The sequence below is a fragment of the Novipirellula rosea genome (assembly GCF_039541335.1).
Lineage (GTDB): Bacteria > Planctomycetota > Planctomycetia > Pirellulales > Pirellulaceae > Novipirellula > Novipirellula rosea.
Genome location: NZ_BAABGA010000018.1, coordinates 165,356 through 185,903, shown reverse-complemented (window position 1 = coordinate 185,903; position 20,548 = coordinate 165,356). Strand labels below are relative to the sequence as shown.

Below are 20,548 nucleotides of genomic sequence, written 5' to 3'. Positions count from 1 at the left end.
AGTTGAGAGTTGGGTCAGGGAGAGGCGAGGCAGTGAAGGATTGCAGAGAGCGGTTTCGGTAAACATCGTCGCGATGCACTAAGCCGCTTTGGCTTGCAGCGAGGTGTTGCTGGATGAAACGGATGCGGTGGCCGTCTCGGTTCGCGATTGGGGCAATCGTTCGACAATCTTGAGGGCGGGCAGTTCGGGATCTTTGGCCTTCAAAATCGCGGCGAGCATCGGCTCGCTCGGATGGGCTTTGGCTCGTACCGTGAATCTGCCGAAAAAGACGCGTCGCTCGGTGGGCGGCGGGGGCGAAACGGCTTCACCCGTGATGCAAGCCGTCAAAAACGAATCTTTGTCTTGCAGGTAACCATGCAGCAATACCTTGTCGGGATCGCGGAGGTCTTTGTCGAGTCGGTCGAGGGTGGAGAAAGCGATCGCAGGGGTGCTGCTGTAGCCACCTTGTTCGCGGAGCAGGTCACCGAGACGGACGTCAAAGATGCCATCCTGATACTCGTGGCTGACTTGATGAACTAAGTCACGACGATAACATGCACCGCCGTTGATGTGTCGGGAAATCCATTTCTTCTTCTTGATCGGGCGAGCACGAAATGGGCTGTACAAGCGGAATTTTGATTGGCAATTGTGGTACACATCGGGGACTTCGCATCCCATCACCAACACATCGCCGCTGCAGCGCCACTGCTCGTCCAATCGGTCGAGCCAATCCGCGGTGACCGGGCACATGTCCGATTCCATCCAAAGCGCAAAGCCTTCGGTGCCATGACGATCACTAGCAACTTCCCGCATGCTGTCCCAAAACATTGCGGTTGCACCAAACGGATAACCGAATACCTGGGTTGGACAGTGTAAATGCCGAGCCGATGCGATTCGCGATGCCGATTGCATCAACCGATCACTCGGCTCTGTCCTTGGACTGGCTGATAGCAAAAACTCAAACTCACACTTCGGCGCTTCCATCGAAAGCATATGATCTAAAATCCGCTCGTAGCGATCAATTTCTGCTTCCGAGAAGTAAGGCAGGATAATAGTGTGCATCGATTTTTGTTTTGCAAGGGAAGGGATGGAACGAGGTCATCGCCCCCCAACGAATGCATTAATCGGAGGTGATGGCGGTATCATCTGCTAGGGGATATATCGGCTGAGAGATTTAGCGGCAATAACAATTATCTAATTCGAATCCAATCTATTGATTTGAATTCGGAATTACGAATCAAGAATTAGCCTTCTGCTGCCGTGTCTCCTGCCAAGCACGGAGGATTATGACAAAGCAAAGTCACTCGGAAATTTATTTTCCGGCCGACTGCCAGACACGGATGGCTTCAATGGGAAATGCTAGCATGATGATGTTTAGTGCTAGGCTGTCGCGGATCCAAACGAGCGATGCGATTTCAAGCAAAGTGACCACCAGCACTGCGAGCCAAATGCCGAATCGATGGCGGGACGCGATTGCAATCAGCGTCCCGGTCACACACATCACATAATCCGAAACCGAATTCAAAATGCTATCGCCGAAGTAATCCAGCGAGATGGTGGTCTCGCGGTAACGCTGGATCATCCAAGGCGTGTTCTCGGTGATCTCCCAAACTGCTTCGATGGCGGCAATCGTAATGAGGATCGAAGATTGGCTGACCTTCTTGCCTGCTAGCAAATGAAAGATCACCCACAGTGCGAATCCATGTTCGAGATGGGAAAGCGAATAAGGATCCATCAAGTGCTGGGAATTATGGCTCGTCCAAATATCCCACGACCAGGGAGAAAGGTCACCGATTTGGCACCACCAAACACGACCTAGCATCGCCAAGATGAAGGTCATCAAGGCCGCGATTCCAGCGAGTCCGTAAGACGTTTTGGCGATCGGGGATTGCGATGAAAACAAGTTCACGGATCTCGGAGCTTAGGGCCGTTGGAAAAATAAGAAGCAATATGACCTGTAGCGGAAGTCGTCAAGACTTTCGTGAATGGCCAAACAGGTCGAAACTCACGCATGAATTCCGCTGCGTCAGTAATTGTTCCGAAGGTTTTTAGGGAGCGATGATGCGGTTGGCCAACCAGCCACGTTTGAGTCCCGGATCGGCAGTAACGCTCGGCAGCCCCGCATTTTCGAAGACACTGCTGGCAGCTTGGATGCCGCTGATCACGGCGCCTTCCATCGTCGCGGGCCACCCGGTGCGTGTCCAGTCGCCCGCCAGGGCTAGCCAGGGCAATTCGGTCGGGGCAGGGCAGGGGGGCGGACGAAGTCGCTCGACCGCAGGGCGGATCGAAAAAACCGAATTTGGATCAGTCACGACGCGATGCCGCAGTAGCGTTGCTGTCTCGGTCGCTGGGAATACGGCGGTGAGTTCGGACAACACTTGCGTGACCATCTCCTCTTTGGACGATCCGCTCATCGGATGCGATCCGCTAATCACGACTTGGTAATAGTGCTCGGAGTTTGCTTCGGTAGCGGAACTCGTCAAGAGTTTCGACCGGCCTGGAAAACGAACGTCTTGACGACTTCCGCCACCGTAAAACCTGCCACTTATCGTTCCGGCGGTGCTAAACGGCTGGCGAAACAGCCACTGCGTTAATGAATCGACCAAGACCGCGTGCGGCCGCGTGGTGATCGCTCGATCGAACCACAAGTGAATTCCGCTGATCGGTGACGCTGGGATACGTGCAAACGATTCGAGATCAGCAATGGCAGCGGTGACCGCCGCGTCGCCGAGCAGTCGGGCGATCGCATGCCACGGTACCGCGATGATCACGTGGTCGGCCTCGATCCGCTGTCCATCGCGTGTGAGCACGCATTGCAGTTGTCCTTGTCGGGTTTCGATCGTTTGCACCGCGGTTCCGCATCGCGTTTCGACGCCTTGTATTGCCAGGGCGTCGACAAGGTCGCGTCCGACAAGCGTCCTCAGCGGGCGGTCAGGAACGAGCACGTCCGAGGCGCCGCGGGCTGCCGCGAAACCATCGACAAAAACTTTGCGAGCGGCTGCCATCGACGTGTATTGACTGTGTTCTCCCAACGCACTGGTCAAAATAACATCCCAGAACGAGCGAATGCTTCGGTCACTTTGTCCCTGGGACCGGAGCCAGTCCAACGCGACCACGTCATCGAGTCGCCGCGAGGATGTGCGAATCAGTTTCCACAGACCTCGGCGAATCTCGCGTTTTTGCTGGCGATCCAAGTACGTCAAATTCCCAATTGTCGTTGCTAGGTGTAGCGGCGCGGGAAGCCATCGCGAGGGGCTGAATTCGCTGGGTGAAAAGTCGGGGTGAAAGAACGTTAGGTTGCTGTATCGCCGCATCGCAGCGGAGAGTCCGTTACGCGCGAGAAGTCCCAGCAGATTGGTGCAGCAGCCCATTGCAACATGTTGACAATAGTCAACCGTTTCGGCGGTGACAGGGTCGGTAAACGAGCCCGCTCGGCCGCCTGCGGTTCGTTTGGCTTCGAGAAGCGTGACGCGGAATCGCTCGGGATGAGTGCGGGCGATGCATTCGGCCGCCGCCAATCCGGCGAGTCCGCCCCCCACGATCACGACATGTCGACGTTCCGGATTCGCCGTCATGGCCGCGTGGTTTCTTTGGGCTCAGCTTGGCCCGGTGATTGCCCGACTTCGACGGGCGGGACAGGCAGTCGGCGAAAACTAGGGGGCCAGAAGTGTTGTGAGACGATCCCAATACGATCGCTCTGAGACAATGTGATGCGGCGTATTGCGATTCGAGTTGGATCTTCCTCGATTCGCGTCAGCAGTCGCCGGTAGGTTCGCCACATCATGCTAAACATCGGTCGTCCATCGGGGTGAACGCTGTCCCAGACTCGCCATCCCGAATCGAACAGCCGTTTCGCTCGCTCGATCTCGTCTTGGATTAAACATCGCAACCGATCGTCGCGGCGGAGCGTCAAAATGTCATCTTCGCACAAACCGTGCTGCTCGTAATGTTGACGCGGCAAATAGATCCGTCCGCGTTTGGCATCTTCGACCACATCACGGAGCACGTTGGTCAACTGAAACGCCAATCCACAGTCGACGGCGGCTTCATACGGCAAAGGTTCCTCAAATTCCCAAATATGCAAACAGGCCAACCCGACTGCCGCGGCGACGAGGTAGCAGTAATGTTCGAGTTGTTCGTACGTATCGAAGCGGGTTTTTTGTTGATCGGCCAATACACCGTCAATGATCTCCAACAGATACCGCGAGGGAATCTGGTATTGGGTCGAGGCGTGTCGCAGCGCCGGCAGAATCTCTCGAGCTTGTTGATGTAATCGCGCGGCCCATTTCGGTTCTTCGCCGATTGGCCCCTCGGGTAATGCGATCGTCGAAGGCTGGTTTTCGTTGATCAAATTGATCGCGATAGTTTGTCGCCACCATTCGAGCCATCGCCCGCGTATCGCTGTGGGTTCATCGCAATCCCCAATGTCATCGGTGATTCGCGCGAAGGCGTACAGCGAGCACATTGCTTGACGTTTGCCTCGTGGCAGCAGCCAGAACGAACGATAAAAGTTGCTGCCGCTTCGTCGCGAAATGCGACGAGCGAAGCGGTAGCTAGCGGCAACGGAAATTTCCTCGTTCATGCCATGATGATACTCGGGTGCCAAGGGGATGGGGGATGCCCGGCCGCCGAAACTTCGCTTGAATCGCCGAAGTTTCTTGCTGATAACCTCGCCCGAGATTGGGGGGATGGGGCCAAGCAAACAGCGAGAATGTAACCACGGGCAATTCAGAATAAAATTCGGTTTGCTATCGGCCGATCAGCGATCGCAGTATCAAACAGGCTTGAGTTCCCTTGCTCACTCGCGGTCGGATCCGGATTACGTCGAAATCGATCGCACGGATCGCCTCGAGCGTCGCCCTGCCGCCGCCGACAAAGAGTCGCAGGTTGCGGCCTAACCATTTGGGAACGTGGTCGCAAAGGGGCGCGCCAAGATCGAAACAGGTTTGGGCGCGGTCGCATTCGGCTTGGATGAGAGTCTTTAGTTCGGGGAGAGTCGACCGCTGCTGGATCATTTCGGCAAACCTCTCCTCACTGACCCCCAGCGTCCGAAGTTCGGATTGAGGTAGGTAGATTCGGCCAATCGCGTAATCACGGGCCACATCTTGCCAGAAATTCGCGAGTTGCAGTCCCGTGCAAATCTGGTCTGACCGTTCCAGGTCCGCCACGTCTGCGTCGACGGCTGCCAATTTCAGCACGATCCGGCCCACCGGATTGGCACTGCGGCGACAATAATCGAGTAGTTCGCGAGTGGTTTGATAGCGGGTTTTCTGTTGGTCTTGGCGAAACGCGTCCAGTAAATCGTCAAACGGCTGTTTGTCGAGTCGAAACTGCTCGATCGTATTTGCCAAGGCCGTGAAAATGCCTGCCGGAGGATTCCCGGCGAACGTGGCGTCCAGTGACGTTTGGCATTGTGAAAGAGCGTTTAGAGCTAGTGCCGGAGTCGCCGATTCGTCAGCCAAATCGTCGGCCGTTCGGCAAAATGCGTAGACGTTATAGAAGGGTTGCTTCAGCCGGCGAGGCAGCAGCACGCTGGCGACCAAAAAATTTTCGTAGTGCGAAAGGGCGATCCGCCGACATTCTCGCTCGGCTTGTTTGACAGATTCGCCTTTCATATCGCTATTGGGTCGTCGTAGAAATGGACGGGCATTCATGGTTGGGACAAGCGATTTGGTAACACTTTTCCTCCATCTCGGCTCTGCCAGATTGTAGAGGGGTTTCCAGATGTCGCCATGATGGGACAATTATTAGAAAGGGGGTGGCGAGAACGCTAACGTACTTGCCTCCCTAACCCTGAACCCTTTTCGATATTTCTGACGTTATTGGCATTCCATGAAGATCATTCTGGCAGCACCGCGTGGCTTTTGTGCTGGCGTAAATATGGCGATCGATTCTCTCGATTTGACGCTGCAGAAATTTGGCCCTCCCGTCTACGTCTATCACGAAATTGTTCACAACCAATACGTGGTCAATACGTTTCGCGACAAGGGTGCCGTTTTCGTCAATACGATCGACGAGGTACCCGAGGGTAGCGTGTTGCTGTTTTCGGCACACGGGGTGTCGCCCCAAGTGCGTGAAGCGGCTCGGGCTCGCAACTTGAACGCACTAGATGCCACCTGTCCGTTGGTCACCAAGGTGCATCTCGAAGCGATCAAGTATGCCAAGGCGGGGTACACGATCATCCTGATTGGGCATGACGGTCACGACGAAGTGATCGGAACGATGGGCGAGGCCCCCGAAGCCATCTTGTTGGTCGAGGACGAAGAGGACGTTGATAAGCTAGAGGTCAAAGACGAGTCCAAGCTCGCTTATCTGACCCAGACCACTTTAAGTGTCGACGACGCTAACCGAGTGATTCGCCGGTTACGCGAGCGGTTTCCTCACATCGAAAGTCCGCCGAAAGACGACATCTGCTACGCCACCCAGAATCGCCAGGAAGCGGTTCGCATCCTTTCGGACGATGTCGATGTGGTCGTCGTGTTGGGCAGCCAGAACAGCAGCAATAGCCAGCGGCTGCGTGAGTTGGCGGCCGACGATGGCAAGCCAGCCTATCTGATCGATGGCCCTGCGGATCTATCGATCAAGAACTTCAGCAACGCGTCGACCGTCTTGATTACTGCCGGAGCCAGTGCACCCGAATCGGTCGTGCAAGCGACCATCGATTGGCTGGTCGAGCATTTTGACGCGACGGTCGAGGTGAAACAGATTCGCGAAGAATCGGTCCAGTTCCCACTGCCGAAACCGCTGCGTGCCTTTGCCGCCGAAGTGCGTGCCAAATAGTACGCTCGACAACCATCGGGTTTGAATATCGAATGGTGTTCTCACCCGTTCATTCTTCACTCTGCGAAAAAGGAGCATGCAGCCATGTCGACCAAAGAACAACGACGTCAGAAGAAACTTGCCAAGAAACGTTCCAAGGAAATCGCGAAGCGAAAAGAGATCGCACGAGAAAAAAATTCACTTCAGTCACTTGCGGGCCAGATCAAGGCGGCTGCGGGCGGGCCTGTGGATCGTTGTTTGATTAGCGACATGCTGATGAATCCCGACAGCAAGTTTGGGTCGGTTTTTATTAGCCGCAAAATGCGTGATGGACGCGTTGCGATCGTGAAGTTCTTGATCGATGGACTGTGCATGGGCGTCAAGAACGTCGCGGCGTTTGTTTGCTTCCCGGCAGACCAAAGTCGAATTGTCGAAGAAATGAGTGAGTCCGAGCCGATGCGAGACGCTTCGCCCGCGAAAGCTCGCAGTCTTGTTGAGGGCGCGATTGCGTACGCCGAGCAGTTTAAAATTGAACCGCATGCTGACTATCGCAAGATCGAGCCCATCTGGGGTGACATCGATAAGAGCGAATTTACCGAAGAGTTTGTGTTTGGTGACCAAGAAGGTAAGCCTCGCTACGTCAACGGACCGTACGATTCGGTCCTGTTCCAGCAACAGATTCGTGAGAAGTTGCAAACGTACGCCGGTGAGGGCAACTACAACATCGTCACGATGATGAGTGAGCCGGACATGGTTCCCTACGAAGGTTTGGTCGACGGCGAAGATTGGAGCGACGACCCCGAGTTAGACGCCGACATCGATGAAGATGTCGTCGATGGCAAGGTCATCAGCAATCCCAATTCGTAAGCGAGTTCGGAATTTAGGGTTAGCCTTCTCCGCTAAAACTTTGGTGTTGTTGTGATTTTTTGGTTGCGCTGGCTTTCTGCCACCTCTCCACCAACTTTGTTGGGGGAGAGGTCGAACGGAGCCTTCAGCGACGTTCGGGTGAGGGGGCCGACCGAGCAAGTCGATGGTGGCGATGACGTTGTATGCACCGGAGTTGCTCGCCGATAGCGCGGTCGCCCCCTCACCCGAGCAACGCCTAAAGGGCGTGCTCGACCTCTCCCCCGACTTCGTCGATGGAGAGGTAGCTGCACGGTAGACCGGAAGAAAAACTCAGCTCCAATATCCGATATCAACACCAAAGTTTTAGCGGTCCAGGGTTAGCCTTTTCCACTGCCTTCAGAATCAATGCGGACGAGTGACGGGCACGGGCGCTACCGTTATTTACCGTAGCTTGCGATTTCGATTTTCTTAAGCTCGGCCTCGGTGCTTGGATCGTGACCTTGGATCATGATCGTGCCCGCCTCGAGCCGTTTTCCCTTGCGAGGGTTCTCGTCGGGCTCACGGTCGTCCTGCCAATTGCTGACTTGAACTCCGTTGACCCAGGCGGCCATCTTGGCGTCGTGAGCGACCAGCAGGACGGTCGCCCATTTGCCCGCTTCGCCGGCGATAACGCGGGCGTCTTGACGACGGAAAATGCCGCCGGTTCCACAGTCCGCAGGCGACAGCGGCAATCCGTCTTTCATCTCGTTGCTCAGTTGGCACTCGTATCCCATCATCTCGAGACCGGGGATACAGCGAAAGAAAATCCCCGAGTTAATTTCAGGTTTGGGAAGTTTGTATTCCGCCAGCAGAACAAAGTCGTCATAGCTTTGCTTGGTTTCGATTTGGCCTTTGCCCCCTTTGACCTGCATCACTCCCTCGTCATTGACCGTGTATTCGGCCTTCATCTCGGGATATTTTTTCCACTGCGAAAGGTCTTTGTCCAGCAGCGACTCGAGGCCGATCGGGCGAAGCCGAATGTTGCGAAACGCGACGCGGCCATGGTTGTGTTGCAGCCCGATGCGTCCGGCGGCTAGCGGTGCGGGGTCGGTGTATTCGCACGCCAATTTGTCGTCGACACTGATTTTCAGCTTGTCGCCAATCAGTTCGATGTGCATTGTTCGCCACTCGCCAAACGTTTGTTCCAGAGCGTCCTCGGATACCTTTTGGCGTTTCACCACTCCGGCCGTTGGGTAGGGATTGTCGTCTGGTGCGATGTTGACTTCGTAACAATCGGTGGCGGGATCGTCGATCTCAAGCGGCGTGCGAAGAAAGACACCGCTGTTGGTCTGCGCGTCCGCGTTGAATTCAAGCGTCAGTTCATAGTCTTGCCATGGAATCGAAGTGCACAGTAGAGACGCTTGGCCTTGGTCGACGGTGATCGTGCCGTCTTCGATTCGCCAGTTCGCGTTGCCTGCGATTTCCCAGCCAAACAGCGTGTGCCCGTCGAACAAGCGAATCCAGCCTGCAGAGGCCTCGGATTCATCGAGTCGAGCAGCAAGTAGCTGTTCTGCGTTAGCTTCGTAAGGCTGCGGCTCGAAACTGGAATTCGAACTGATGTCGCTGGCTTCTTCAGCAGATTTCGGTTCCGTCGTTTCGTTTTCCGCTGATTTTTTCGAGCTACATCCCGAGACGACCACTGTCACCATCAGTAGCGAGAAAACGGAAATGCCGAAACGCAAATTCGTAAGCAGGTTAGACATAGCCATAACGTTCAAAATAAGAAGCCCAGCGAGATCGAATCAATTCGTCTGCTTCGGGCGCCAGTTGGTGTTGGTTGGTTTTGTAATCTTTGTGTTCGGTTTCCGCCCACGCCTGAATCGTCGGTTCGACCGCATCAAAATCGCTCAGTCGCAGCGTTTGGTAAATGGTTCGCAGCGTGCCCACCGGATCGGCGGTGAGGTCTTCGTAGCGAATGTCGATCAAGCGGTCGGGCGAGACCGATTCGCGTTGCTGGTGAAATGCCTCGTACATCTTTTCCAGACACTCGACAACGTAGGGTTCGATCGCTTCGTTATTTGGCTTTTGCAGTGCTTGGACTTCATCGAGTCCTTTCCATAACCGGCAAGTCGACGGAAACAGCGAGCGAGGGTCGCGAGAGATGTGGATAAATTTGGCTTCGGGGAATTCGCGTGCCAAGTAGGCGATCCGTCCGGTATGCGTCGGGCTCTTGATCACCAGCGGGCGACCGGTCGCAACGCTGACGTTCAGCAAAAAACGACGCAGCGATTTCAGCCAATGGTCGATTGCCGTTTCTTCGACCCCTTCGAAGCTGAGATACTCGATATCAACGGGGCCTTCATTGGGAAACGCGATTCGCCGATAAGGCGACGGCAATCCCATCGTCAGTAACGCAAATTCGTCTTCTTGAGGGCGGTCCCATCCGGCGGCCATGTTGTCCATCGGTCGTTTGCCCGGCAGCAACCAATTGGCAAACCGTCGGAAAAACCACTCGGTTGCCAAAAAATGAGCCGGGGCAAAACACTGGAACGTCGAGGGACTGCTCAAACGTTCATCACGTACCATCAACTCGTGAAGCAGCGTCGTCCCGCTCCGCCAATGGCCGATGATGAAAACCGGGGTGCCGTGCAGCTCGGCTTCACGCAACCGCCGCCGAAAAATGATTTTTTGCAATCCCCCCATGATGGTGTTGAAGGGGGTCGCAATCGTGACACCGATGACAATTCCCACCCGGCTCGGTGAGATGCGAAATCGGCCCTCGCGAAGCAAGCGGAACCACGCCAATGGCTTCATTCCGTGCCAAAATCGTGGTGTATAGAACGGATATTGATGGAATGGAGTCTCGGACAACGAAATGGCTGTGAATAAATGAGGGAAGAGACGGAACCAAATCACCTCTAACACTGTAATTGTTTGGGGTTAGGCCGTGCAGCCGTCGAGTGTCATCCCGGTGATGCTTTGTGAAATTTTCCGATCAAATCGTCAACGCGGCTCGCTCGAGATCACGAAGATCGCCTTTTGCACATGGGGGGCTCCCTCACCTTTTGGGTTGTTTCCGCTACAATCGCACCTCGTTTCCCCCAAGGGGCCCGGACAAGGTGCCCACGAACACGTTCCCACACGTTCCCACGAACGAATCGCTCCTGTTTCCGCTCGTCTCGCATCAAAACGGTTTCATTAAGTTGTCTGAAATTCCTTCATCCTCCGGCTCCGAGTCGTCGGGGCCCGAGTCGACTGACTCTGCCGCACGCGAGCTCTCGATCGTCGATCTGCAGCAGCACATCCACCAGATGTACTACGAGAAAGATGTCGCTCGCGGCGTCGAAGGCACCTTTATGTGGTTGATGGAAGAGGTGGGAGAGTTATCGTCCGCATTGCGGGGGAACGATCGCGAAAATCTCGCCGAAGAGTTTGCTGACGTGATCGCGTGGCTGGCAACGATCGCCAATGTCGCTCAGATTGACCTGAATGCGGCGTTGGTTGCCAAGTACGGGCACGGTTGTCCCGGTTGCCACCGCTTGGTCTGTGAATGCCCCGATTCAGAAAAGCCGTGATTCCAATCAAGTTAAGTTCCGATTCTATGATTCAATCGAACATGATCCGGCCTTGGGGGCTGTTGCTCTGCATCGGATGCCTGTGCTCGTTCCTCGTCGCTCCGCGGTTCGGCGTCGCTCAGGACACGGCATCGCGCGCCGACAAAACAAATTCTACTGCACCTGCAAACGAGGTGATCATTGGAATCAATGGACTTTTTCGTGTGGGATGCTGGACCGGAATTCGGCTTGACGGCGAGCAGACGGCTCCTGCCCGGGTCGAAACCGAAGATGGCGACGGGGTGTCGGTGAGCTACGTCCACGATCCTGCCGTCCAAGACAAGAACGGCTCGGCTTGGACCTATGCGATTCCTGGCAGCGAAGCCGCACCGTTGATCGTCCAGCGGACCGATGGAACCAAAATCGTCACACGATTCCCGCCAATCGGGGCGCCGTCACGCGAATCGTCACAGGTACCACTCGGCATGCCTTGGATTGTCAGTTTTGGCGATCCACTAGGCGTTCACCAAATAGGTGAAAACCAAATCTTGAAGCGAGATGCGTCGGTGGCCGTTTCGCAACCGACTGCCGCAGATCAGCTTCCTGATTCGGTGATGGGTTACGACGGAGTCGATTTGATCATGGTCGGCGCAGGCGGTGCGGAACTGCTGGCCGCGCTAAGTTCTGCACAGCAACAAGCCGTCGTCGACTGGGTGCAATCGGGAGGGCGGGTCGTGCTGATGCTCGGCGGCTCGTTGCCGGAATTGGAATCGGCGGCGCCGTGGTTACTTGATCTGCTGCCGTTGCCCTCCGGTGCGCAATGGTCGGTTGTGGAATTGGATCCCTCGGCGATCGAAACGTTCACCTCGACCCAAAACCCGTTGACCCCGTTCGTCGGTGCGAAGCTGCCAAAAGGCGTGGGCGAAGTCATCATCACGGGGCGGACGACCCGGCGAGTTAGTACGCCGATTGCAGCGGAGTACATCGCTGGGCTTGGCAAGATGACGGTGATCGCCGCCGATTTGCACGCCGAACCTTTTGTCGATTGGCCGCAACGATTGGATCTGGTGCTCAGTTTGACTGGCTCGGTTTTACAGTCCGATGACACTCCCTTTACCAACACCAATCGCTCGACCGCGTATGACGACTTGGCGGGCCAGATGCGGTCCACTTTGGACCAATTCGACAGCCAACGACGGTTCGGGTTTTCACTGGTCTCGTTGATCTTGCTCGGCTTGATCGCTCTGATTGGGCCGCTCGATTACTTCCTGGTTAATCGTTTGTTGGGCAAACCTCTGTTGGGTTGGCTGACGTTTCCTTTGATGGTGATTGCAATTTCCGTTCTGCTGGTGTTGCAGGCACGTTCGGTGCCGGACGCCGCGACTACTGGTTCCTTGAATCCAACGAATCCAACGAATCCGACGAAGCAAGCGAAACTCGCTGGCTCTTCCACGTCGACTTTGCACAGCAATCGCTTCGAAATTGTCGACATTGATTCGGCGAGTGGACGTGGCAAAATGTTCACATGGAACACGATCTATTCCCACGATGCCCGCCAACTCGATTTGGCGGTTACGGCGAGTCCGGCGTTTGAGGGGATGTCCAAGAGCATCGATTCGAATCTGACGTTTCCCTTTGGTTTCCCAGGACGCTCGTTTGGGGCGATCCAGGTCAGTGGCGAAAGTGCTCGGTTGCCAGGCTACGAGGTCTTGTTTCGTCCGCAAGCCAATGCACTGACGAGCCAACTTGATGCGGTCCCCTTTGCACCGCGTAGTAGTAAATCGATTGCCAGCCAGATGCGTTTTGTCGCCAACGTTGACGAGGATTTGTCGATGCGGCGGCGGAGTGGTAGCGAACTGCTCGAAGGCTCGCTAAGGAATCCGTTTTCGGTCGATGTGCTCAACGGCATGCTGATCTATCGTAACTGGCTGTACCTGCTGCCGACGCGATTTCCAGCGGGCACGGAGATTGAGTCGGTCGATTCACTACGTCAAAAGAATTTCCGCTGGCAGCTGTCTCGCCAGAAAGCACTCGAAAGCTCGACCGAGACCGAGTCGTGGGACCCTTCCTCTACCGCGAATCTGGAACGTCTCACCGAGATGATGATGTTTCATGACGTTGTCGGGGCCGAGCGTTACACGGGATTGCGTCACGAGGTGCTCTCGTTCTTGGATCTCAGCGATGTGTTGACCAGCGAACGTTGCATATTGATCGGCAAACTTGCACGTCCCGTCACGCAGATCCGTAATCAGGGCGAACAAGACGACAGTATTCATGTGGACGAAACTCTTTCGCTGATTCGGTTGGTGATGCCGATCAATGCGAAGCGAAGATAACCCAACAAGCGGGGGCCCTATTCGGGCAACCGTCCATCTGTGATGGCAACCATTTATATTGAAAGCGAAGACCACGCGTGATCAAGACAGTTGACTTAACCAAGAAGTATGGCGACGCATTCGCGATCAAGGGGATCGATTTGGATCTCCAGTCCGGAGACTTGTTCGGGTTTATCGGTCCCAACGGTGCGGGCAAGACGACCACGATGCGGATTATCGCCACGCTGCTGGAACCGACCTGGGGCGAGGCCTATGTGTGTGGTCACAGCGTGCACACGCAGCCCAAGGAAATCCGCCGGTTGGTGGGGTATATGCCCGACTTTTTTGGTGTCTATGACGACATGACGGTGGTCGAGTACCTCGAGTTTTTTGCGGCTGCGTACCGCATCAATGGGAAACAGCGAACCGATCGCGTCAATGAAATGCTCGATGTCGTCGACCTTGAATTCAAACGCGATGCCTACGCCAACACGCTCTCGCGTGGCCAAACTCAGCGTCTTGGTTTGGCGCGTACGCTACTGCATGACCCCCAAGTGCTATTGCTTGACGAACCGCTTTCGGGGCTTGATCCGCGTGCGCGTATCGAGATGCGGAATCTGCTTCGTAAGCTTGGAGAAATGGGCAAAACCGTGATTGTCAGTAGTCACATTTTGCCCGAGCTGGCGGATGTTTGTAACAAGGTCGGGATCATCGATCGTGGCGAATTGAAACAGAACGCCAAAGTCACCGAAGTCATCAAGATGGTTCGCGAGCATACTGTGTTGGTGATTCAAACGGCGCAGCGCGAGCAGATGGATGATGTCGCAAAATTGTTGCAGGGGCACGAGAAAGTGCAGGGCACCGAGCCTGGCGATGATGCGATTCGCATCGTGCTAAAAGCGGGCGTGGAAGATTACAGCGATCTACCGAAGCTGCTAATTGAAAATGGGATCGCGCTGAAGCGGTTCAGCGAAGAGGAACTTGATCTCGAGTCCGCGTTCATGGCACTGACCAAAGGCACCAGCCGCCGCATGTAAAGACGGTCAACCCATTACGACTCGCTTTACGTTCGAGGCTCGTCGCTGATGGTGGTTGCGTTTGATGAATGCTTCGACCATCAGTCAGTTGAGCATTTTTAGCAAAGGCATAGGGCCGGTTCCCACTAATTTTAAGCAAGTCGATAGTTGAACTCGACGGATTCACACAATATGGCAGAAAAATCCGCGGTTTTGACACCCAAGCCGCGGTTTTGCTACTTTTGCGGCGCGGCTTTGGCTAACCGCAGGACCAGATGCTCGAGTAAGAATCGATCGCGTCCATCGGCGCTGTGCGTTCCTTTGAGCCTGAGGTCGGCGTCCAGTAGCCATGGCAGCAGCTGTTTGCCGCGGGCGCGACCGAGGCCTCGTAGTTGAGCCTTAGATTGCTGGATGTCCGAGGGCCGGTGGATGCCGGCCGACGCCAATGCGTCTTCTAATTGCACCGAACGGCCTTCGCGTTCACGATGCTCGACCACCGCAGTGGCCATTCCCAAACGTCGCAGCGACCATGCGATTTGCGGCAGCAGCGCGATCGGCCGCTGGCCGCCGCTCATCAGTTTGTCGAGTTGCAACAGCGCCTCGGCGGCATTGCCCGTTGCGATCGCTTCGGTGATCTGCCATACCGTTTTGCCTTGCCATCCTGCGACTACTTCGCGAACCAGCGGTTCGTCGATCGTTTCGCCAGGCGGTTTGTAGAGTGCCAACTTGGCGATCTCGGTCTCGATCATCCCGATCTCTTCGCCCAGCATTTCGATCAGCGCATCGGCCGCTTCACCCGACAGAGTCGCACCGTGCCGCTTGGCGACATAGTTGCACAAAAATTTGCGGCGGTTCGCTGCGGTGATCCCTAGCTTTTTGTCGGTGCTGGCACTACAGGCCACGGCCAGATGGTCGCCCGCAATCGCTTTGTACAGTTTGGTGTTTGACGCCAGCGTCGTCATCTCCATGACGAAACGGTTGGACTCGCCTGGATTGGCGGCGTACTTTTCCAGCTCCGGACGATGATTCGAGACGAACTTGTCGGCGTCGCGGATGATGATGGTCCGTTTACCATCGAAATCGAACAGCGATGCGGTTGCCAAATCGTCACGGAGATCCGACCAACGAACCGCTTCGCCATCGAACGAGGTGACGTCGCCATCGGAGGACAAAGCCGAAATGACCCACGTTCGCAGCGTGGTATCGGGACCAAAGACGGCTGCCACGCTGGGCAATTCCGCCGGTGGCTTCGATAACATTTCAAAGGCGTTCAGGATCGCCATCAGAGACTTTTTAGCGAGTGTTTCGAGTGGAGGCTACGCTTCGCAAACGCCTTTTGAAGTTGCGAGTTTTTCACAACCCGAAGCGTAAGCGAGGGGAAATGGATCTTGCTTCGGTCCCTCGCTGACGCTTCGGGTTGTGATTCGCCGGGAAAAACGATGATAGCGCAACTTCAAAACATATGCCACCGGTGGCAGAAGTTTGCCTGCGACCGAGGGTTTGCCTGCGACCGAGGGTCAGAGGAGACTGGAGTGGTGCCGCTCCCTAAAATAGGCCGCTCCTCTTGATGACAGGCTGGAAGCCTATCCCACCTCCTGACCGGCGAGGCATTGCTCACTAATTGTACGTCGGTTGGCTGCGAGCGGCAGTGTGCTCGTCGTCCGTTGGCATCGGGAAACCGCTAATGGGCTGAAAACCACGGATCCGTGCGCGGGGGGCTAACCCTTGGGTGTCGATGGGACGATCCAGCACGTAGCTTCCCATATTGCCCGCATTGTCAGTCGCGTCGATGCGTAGATACAGTTGACGTGGCAATTGAGGATCGGCGGGCCATACGTAGTCGCCGTCGTTTCGAAGTCCCGCTGCGATCGTCGTCCAGGGACCTTCCACATCGTCGCTGAACGACAACGTGATCGGGCGAGTCATCAGATTAGCGTCGTCACATTCGTAGCGAATCACCAGCGAACCCGTGCGGTCGCCTTCGCCGTACTGAGCCCCGCCGATTCGCACCGTCGGTTTGCTCTGATCGACGACGACGACGATGTCGGGGCTCTCACCCGCTTGCGGTCTCGGGCTGGTCAATCCGTTGGAACTGACGACGACGATGCGAAAACCAAACACGCCTTCTTCTTTCGTTTCAATGTCGAACGGGCTGGCGTTGTCTGGGTCTTGGCCCCAGAACTTCCAACTTTTCCCGCCGTCGGTGCTGCCATACAGTTCTACTGATTCGACCCCAACGATGCCGACTGCTTCGAGTTCATATTCCAAGCTGAATCGATTCGAGTCGCTGAATCGAGTGGGAACACGGCCACCGAACGTTGCTGAATCGATGCGAGATTGCAGGGCACGCTGAGCACTGTATCGATCGCTTTCGGGGGTTGGGGTGGCAACCGATTGGGGTTGAGCTTGCTCGCGTTTGACGACCGCTGCGGCCGGACGTTTTTCAGGCGGAGCGGGGCGTATCGGACGATCGTTCTTTGCTGCGAGGTCGTTCTTAGCCAAGTCGCTCTTCGCGATAGGACGCATCGCTTCCGCTGGCGTTTTCGGACGTGCCTTCGTTGTCAAGTTCGAGCTTGGGGACGGTGCGGGCACGTCGCCGGTTGCCGGAGCGAAGAGCGAGGGGCCCCCACTGGAGTTCGGTTGCGATGCTTTGCGATCGAGGGTTCCAAAATCGCTGCTGACCTGCTCGGGCGTTGCGGGCTGAGGCAACTCGATCATCCCAGGACGCTGAGCGTATCGTGGCAACGGAAATGCGTTTCCGACTTGGCCAGCTCCGACTTGGCCCGCTCCGACTTGGCCAGCGACTTGACCGCGAACCGGGTTGCGTGGCACCGCAGTGGTTTGTGGCATCACGAAGCCAGATGCAGCCGGCGGATTCGGTTGCGTTTGCAAGCGGGGTTGAGTAGGCAGACTTGGCTGGGGCTGCAGGCTCGGTTGGGCTTGAAGACTCGGCGGAGTGCTGACGCGGCGCGGCGCCACGGGAATGGTCGGCACCGCTGGAGCGGTCAGCACAGGCACGTTGGCCGGCGGAATGATCCGTCGCTGAGTCGGTGTGCTAGGCGGCGCTCCGGTCAGCGGCGTTTGGGCAAACGCGTGTTGGGTTTCGCTGCTGGGTGTGTGACCACGGAATTGGTTCAGCGGGGAATCACCGCGTAGCGATCCATAGTTCGCGGCGATCTTTGGAACGTCGGTTTCGGGTTTTTTGCGATCCAGTTTGATGATCGGGCTCGATCCATTGGTCGGGTCGCTCTCGGCCGGACGGATATACAAATCGGTCGACGATGGGTGCGACGAAGTGGTTCGGTGTTGAACCGAGATGGCTTTCAGTTGCGGTTTTGCAAACGGAACAGCGTTGGGCACTTCGCTCGCACGGTGGTCGTTGGCCGCAAAGCGATTGTTTGGTAATGCAGCCAATCGAGGCCGCTGCAGCCGCTTCATTTGGACGGTCTGGTTGCCTGCCGCGTCAACGGCGGTGACATGAATCGATAGTTGACGCCAATCCTCTTTGGGAACAAACGTGAACGAACGATCGTCCCCTGCGGGTTTGACGGGAATCAGTCGCCACTGAGTCTCAACGTCGCTGGCGTAATAGATCCGGGTGTCTGAAATCGCGGTGGCGTCTTCGATATTCATGCTGCAGCGAACCGTGCCATCGGCATCGCCGTCAGCATGCAGCGTCATCAGCGGGCCCGTTGTGTCGACGACGACTTTTAATTGCGGATGAATCGGGCCTGCCGGGTGCGAACTGCCACTGGAATCGAGCGTTTGAGTGGCAAATAGGAAAACACCATCTTCGTCGCTCGAGAACGCGAACTCGCGGATCGTTGGCGGTTTCGAATCGAGGTGTTCCCAGCCCGAATTGCCTCCGCGATTGACGTACAATCGCACTTCCACCGGACGCGAGCCGGCCGTGTCCACGTTGAAGGGGATTTTGAACGAGCGAGAATTGAGGACGGCAACCGGTTCGGCAGCCGAGTTAACGGCCGAGACCGCGTAACTTGGCGGTAGTCCTTTAGCAGAAACTGACTCTGTTGATATGATGGCGTCAGTGCTGCTCGTTTTCAGAGCCGGCGAATCGGCATGAGCTTGCGGTGCTGTGATAGCAAATCCCGATCCGCTTAACGCGAATACCGCAGCGGCGACGGCTTTCTTGGCGGTATGCATCTTGTCGATCAGCCCTTAAACACGGAAAACGGTGTCCTTACCTATCTTCCGGTTCGACTCGCTCCCCTTCCATTCTTGATCTATTCACCCAGCGACCTGATTCCATGACAAAGTCTTCTTACTCTTATGACGTTATTGTCATTGGTGCCGGTCATGCGGGCACCGAAGCAGCGGCCGCTGCGGCTCGTGTGGGAGCAAAAACGGCGTTATTGACGACCAATTTGGACACCGTGGGCCAGATGTCTTGTAATCCCGCCATCGGGGGTGTCGCTAAGGGGCAGATCGTCCGCGAAGTCGATGCGTTGGGCGGATTGATGGGCCGTGCGATCGATGCGACCGGCATCCAATTTCGCTTGCTCAATTGCCGAAAAGGCCCGGCGATGCACAGTCCGCGGGCTCAAGCAGACAAAAAAGCCTACCAAAATCACGTCAAATGCCAGATCGAGCAGCAGCCTAATCTGCATCTGCGGCAAGAAACCGTGGTCGATCTGATCACCGAAACGGTCGATGGCAAAACCCGTGTCGTTGGAATCAGCGTGGTGGGCGATGCCGAGTACCACGCTCCCACCGTGATTCTGACCACCGGTACTTTCCTGAAAGCGATCATGCATACCGGCGACGCTAAAACCTCCGGGGGCAGGGCAGGGGAGGGGACCACGACCGGGATCAGCGGAGCGCTGAACCGATTAGGTTTCGAGGTCCAGCGGTTCAAGACGGGAACGCCGCCACGGCTGAACGCTCGATCGATCGATTACTCGCAACTCGAATTGCAACCGGGTGACGACAACCCCCAGCCTTTTTCGTTTATGACCAGATCGCTGGCTCATTGCGACCAACTGCCTTGCCATATTGCCTACACCAACGACGCGGTGCATGAATTGATTCGCGCCAATTTGGACCGGGCACCGATGTACAGCGGCCAAATCAATTCGCGTGGTCCACGCTACTGTCCCTCGATCGAAGACAAGGTCGTCCGCTTTGCCGACAAAGATTCGCATCAGTTGTTTCTCGAGCCCGAAGGGCGTCAAACCGAAGAGGTTTACGTCAACGGAATCTCGACCAGTCTGCCTCGCGATGTCCAAGACCAAATGTTCCGCATGATCAAAGGACTCGAGAACGCTCAAATCATGCGGTACGGATACGCCGTGGAGTACGACTTCTGTCCTCCCACGCAATTGTGGCCGCATTTGGAAAGCAAGGCGGTCGAAGGCTTGTTCTTGGCCGGGCAAATCAATGGCACCACCGGTTACGAAGAGGCGGCTGGACAAGGACTGATCGCAGGGCTGAACGCCGCCCGAAAAGTTGCCTCCAAGTCGCCATGGGTGCCCACGCGTGATCAAGCCTATATCGGCGTCTTGGTTGACGATTTGGTGACCGCAGGAACCGACGAACCCTACCGTATGTTCACCAGCCGAGCGGAGTATCGGTTGCTGTTGCGGCAAGACAATGCCGACCGCCGGTTGACCGCCGTTGCCGACGAGCTCGGTTTGATTGATTCGGATCGTCGTGATCGTTTTGCCGACAAGTTGTCGCAAATCGATCGAGGCATGGAGCTATTGAAGAATTCGCGTGTCGAAAACACGCCAGGCGATGTCTATCTGCGTCGTCCCGAAGTCGACTGGAATGTAATGTGTAGCCATGTCGAAGAACTGCGTCAGATTGACGAAGATGCCGCTACGCAATGTTTGTACGACATCAAATACGAAGGCTACATCACGCGGCAAAAGATGGAGGTGGAGAAGCACCACCGCTTGGCGGGCAAGCAGATTCCGCAAGCGTTCAGTTACGACGCCATCGGGCCGCTACGTCAAGAAGCACGTGAGAAACTAAATCGAGTTCGACCGCAGAACCTCGATCAAGCAAAGCGGATCAGTGGCGTCACGCCAGCCGATCTTGCTTTGGTACTCGCCCACCTGGAACGAAAACGCTAAACACA

15 protein-coding genes are annotated in these 20,548 nt (G+C 56.0%); 6 read left to right on the top strand and 9 right to left on the bottom strand.

Going from position 1 to position 20,548, the window contains the following annotated elements; translation table 11 throughout:
- Window positions 1-78: 78 nt before the first annotated feature.
- The 5 genes from ABD971_RS07380 to hpnC all read right to left on the bottom strand — a co-directional run bounded on the left by ABD971_RS07380 (window position 79) and on the right by hpnC (window position 5,633).
- Window positions 79-1,041 (bottom strand): hypothetical protein, encoded by a 963-nt coding sequence (locus ABD971_RS07380; RefSeq protein ID WP_339939452.1) that lies wholly within the window; start codon window positions 1,039-1,041, stop codon window positions 79-81.
- Between the two features lie 250 nt (window positions 1,042-1,291).
- Window positions 1,292-1,888, bottom strand: coding sequence for a DUF2585 family protein (locus ABD971_RS07375; protein ID WP_345320792.1), 597 nt, complete (start codon window positions 1,886-1,888; stop codon window positions 1,292-1,294).
- 139 nt (window positions 1,889-2,027) lie between these two features.
- Window positions 2,028-3,554 (bottom strand): hydroxysqualene dehydroxylase HpnE, encoded by a 1,527-nt coding sequence (hpnE, locus tag ABD971_RS07370; RefSeq protein WP_345320790.1) that lies wholly within the window; start codon window positions 3,552-3,554, stop codon window positions 2,028-2,030.
- Window positions 3,551-4,561 carry a phytoene/squalene synthase family protein gene (locus tag ABD971_RS07365; RefSeq protein WP_345320787.1) on the bottom strand — a complete coding sequence of 337 codons (1,011 nt, stop codon included), beginning with the start codon at window positions 4,559-4,561 and terminating at the stop codon, window positions 3,551-3,553. The genes hpnE and ABD971_RS07365 overlap by 4 nt, the downstream gene beginning before the upstream one ends.
- Window positions 4,562-4,727: 166 nt before the next feature.
- On the bottom strand, window positions 4,728-5,633 hold the full coding sequence (gene hpnC / locus ABD971_RS07360; protein WP_345320785.1) for a squalene synthase HpnC: 906 nt from the start codon (window positions 5,631-5,633) through the stop codon (window positions 4,728-4,730).
- A gap of 178 nt (window positions 5,634-5,811) precedes the next feature.
- Here hpnC and ispH point away from each other — a divergent pair, with 178 nt between their 5' ends.
- Window positions 5,812-6,759, top strand: a complete 948-nt coding sequence (gene ispH / locus ABD971_RS07355) for a 4-hydroxy-3-methylbut-2-enyl diphosphate reductase (protein ID WP_345320783.1) — start codon at window positions 5,812-5,814, stop codon at window positions 6,757-6,759.
- A gap of 84 nt (window positions 6,760-6,843) precedes the next feature.
- Window positions 6,844-7,605 (top strand): hypothetical protein, encoded by a 762-nt coding sequence (locus ABD971_RS07350; protein ID WP_339939465.1) that lies wholly within the window; start codon window positions 6,844-6,846, stop codon window positions 7,603-7,605.
- Window positions 7,606-8,021: 416 nt separating this feature from the next.
- Here the strand turns inward: ABD971_RS07350 and ABD971_RS07345 are convergent, their stop codons facing one another.
- Both ABD971_RS07345 and ABD971_RS07340 read right to left on the bottom strand, forming a co-directional pair.
- The gene (locus ABD971_RS07345) at window positions 8,022-9,326 is read right to left on the bottom strand and encodes a 3-keto-disaccharide hydrolase (RefSeq protein ID WP_345320781.1); all 1,305 of its coding nucleotides are present in this window, start codon (window positions 9,324-9,326) and stop codon (window positions 8,022-8,024) included.
- On the bottom strand, window positions 9,319-10,434 hold the full coding sequence (locus ABD971_RS07340) for a sulfotransferase family protein (protein WP_339939469.1): 1,116 nt from the start codon (window positions 10,432-10,434) through the stop codon (window positions 9,319-9,321). Before ABD971_RS07340 ends, ABD971_RS07345 begins: the two co-directional genes overlap by 8 nt.
- A 332-nt stretch (window positions 10,435-10,766) precedes the next feature.
- Here ABD971_RS07340 and ABD971_RS07335 point away from each other — a divergent pair, with 332 nt between their 5' ends.
- From ABD971_RS07335 to ABD971_RS07325, 3 genes are all read left to right on the top strand, one after another.
- Entirely contained in the window at window positions 10,767-11,138 is a 372-nt protein-coding gene (locus ABD971_RS07335; RefSeq protein WP_486348645.1) for a MazG nucleotide pyrophosphohydrolase domain-containing protein, read from the top strand.
- Between the two features lie 26 nt (window positions 11,139-11,164).
- Window positions 11,165-13,453 carry a hypothetical protein gene (locus ABD971_RS07330; protein WP_345320779.1) on the top strand — a complete coding sequence of 763 codons (2,289 nt, stop codon included), beginning with the start codon at window positions 11,165-11,167 and terminating at the stop codon, window positions 13,451-13,453.
- Between the two features lie 77 nt (window positions 13,454-13,530).
- Window positions 13,531-14,469 (top strand): ABC transporter ATP-binding protein, encoded by a 939-nt coding sequence (locus tag ABD971_RS07325; RefSeq protein WP_339939473.1) that lies wholly within the window; start codon window positions 13,531-13,533, stop codon window positions 14,467-14,469.
- Between the two features lie 215 nt (window positions 14,470-14,684).
- Here ABD971_RS07325 and holA read toward each other — a convergent pair whose 3' ends face one another.
- Both holA and ABD971_RS07315 read right to left on the bottom strand, forming a co-directional pair.
- Window positions 14,685-15,731 carry a DNA polymerase III subunit delta gene (gene holA / locus ABD971_RS07320; protein ID WP_339939475.1) on the bottom strand — a complete coding sequence of 349 codons (1,047 nt, stop codon included), beginning with the start codon at window positions 15,729-15,731 and terminating at the stop codon, window positions 14,685-14,687.
- Between the two features lie 334 nt (window positions 15,732-16,065).
- Window positions 16,066-18,612, bottom strand: coding sequence for a hypothetical protein (locus tag ABD971_RS07315; RefSeq protein ID WP_345320775.1), 2,547 nt, complete (start codon window positions 18,610-18,612; stop codon window positions 16,066-16,068).
- Window positions 18,613-18,716: 104 nt separating this feature from the next.
- Here ABD971_RS07315 and mnmG point away from each other — a divergent pair, with 104 nt between their 5' ends.
- A complete protein-coding gene (mnmG, locus tag ABD971_RS07310) occupies window positions 18,717-20,543 on the top strand; it encodes a tRNA uridine-5-carboxymethylaminomethyl(34) synthesis enzyme MnmG (RefSeq protein ID WP_345320773.1) in 1,827 nt (608 codons plus the stop codon).
- Window positions 20,544-20,548 lie beyond the last annotated feature (5 nt).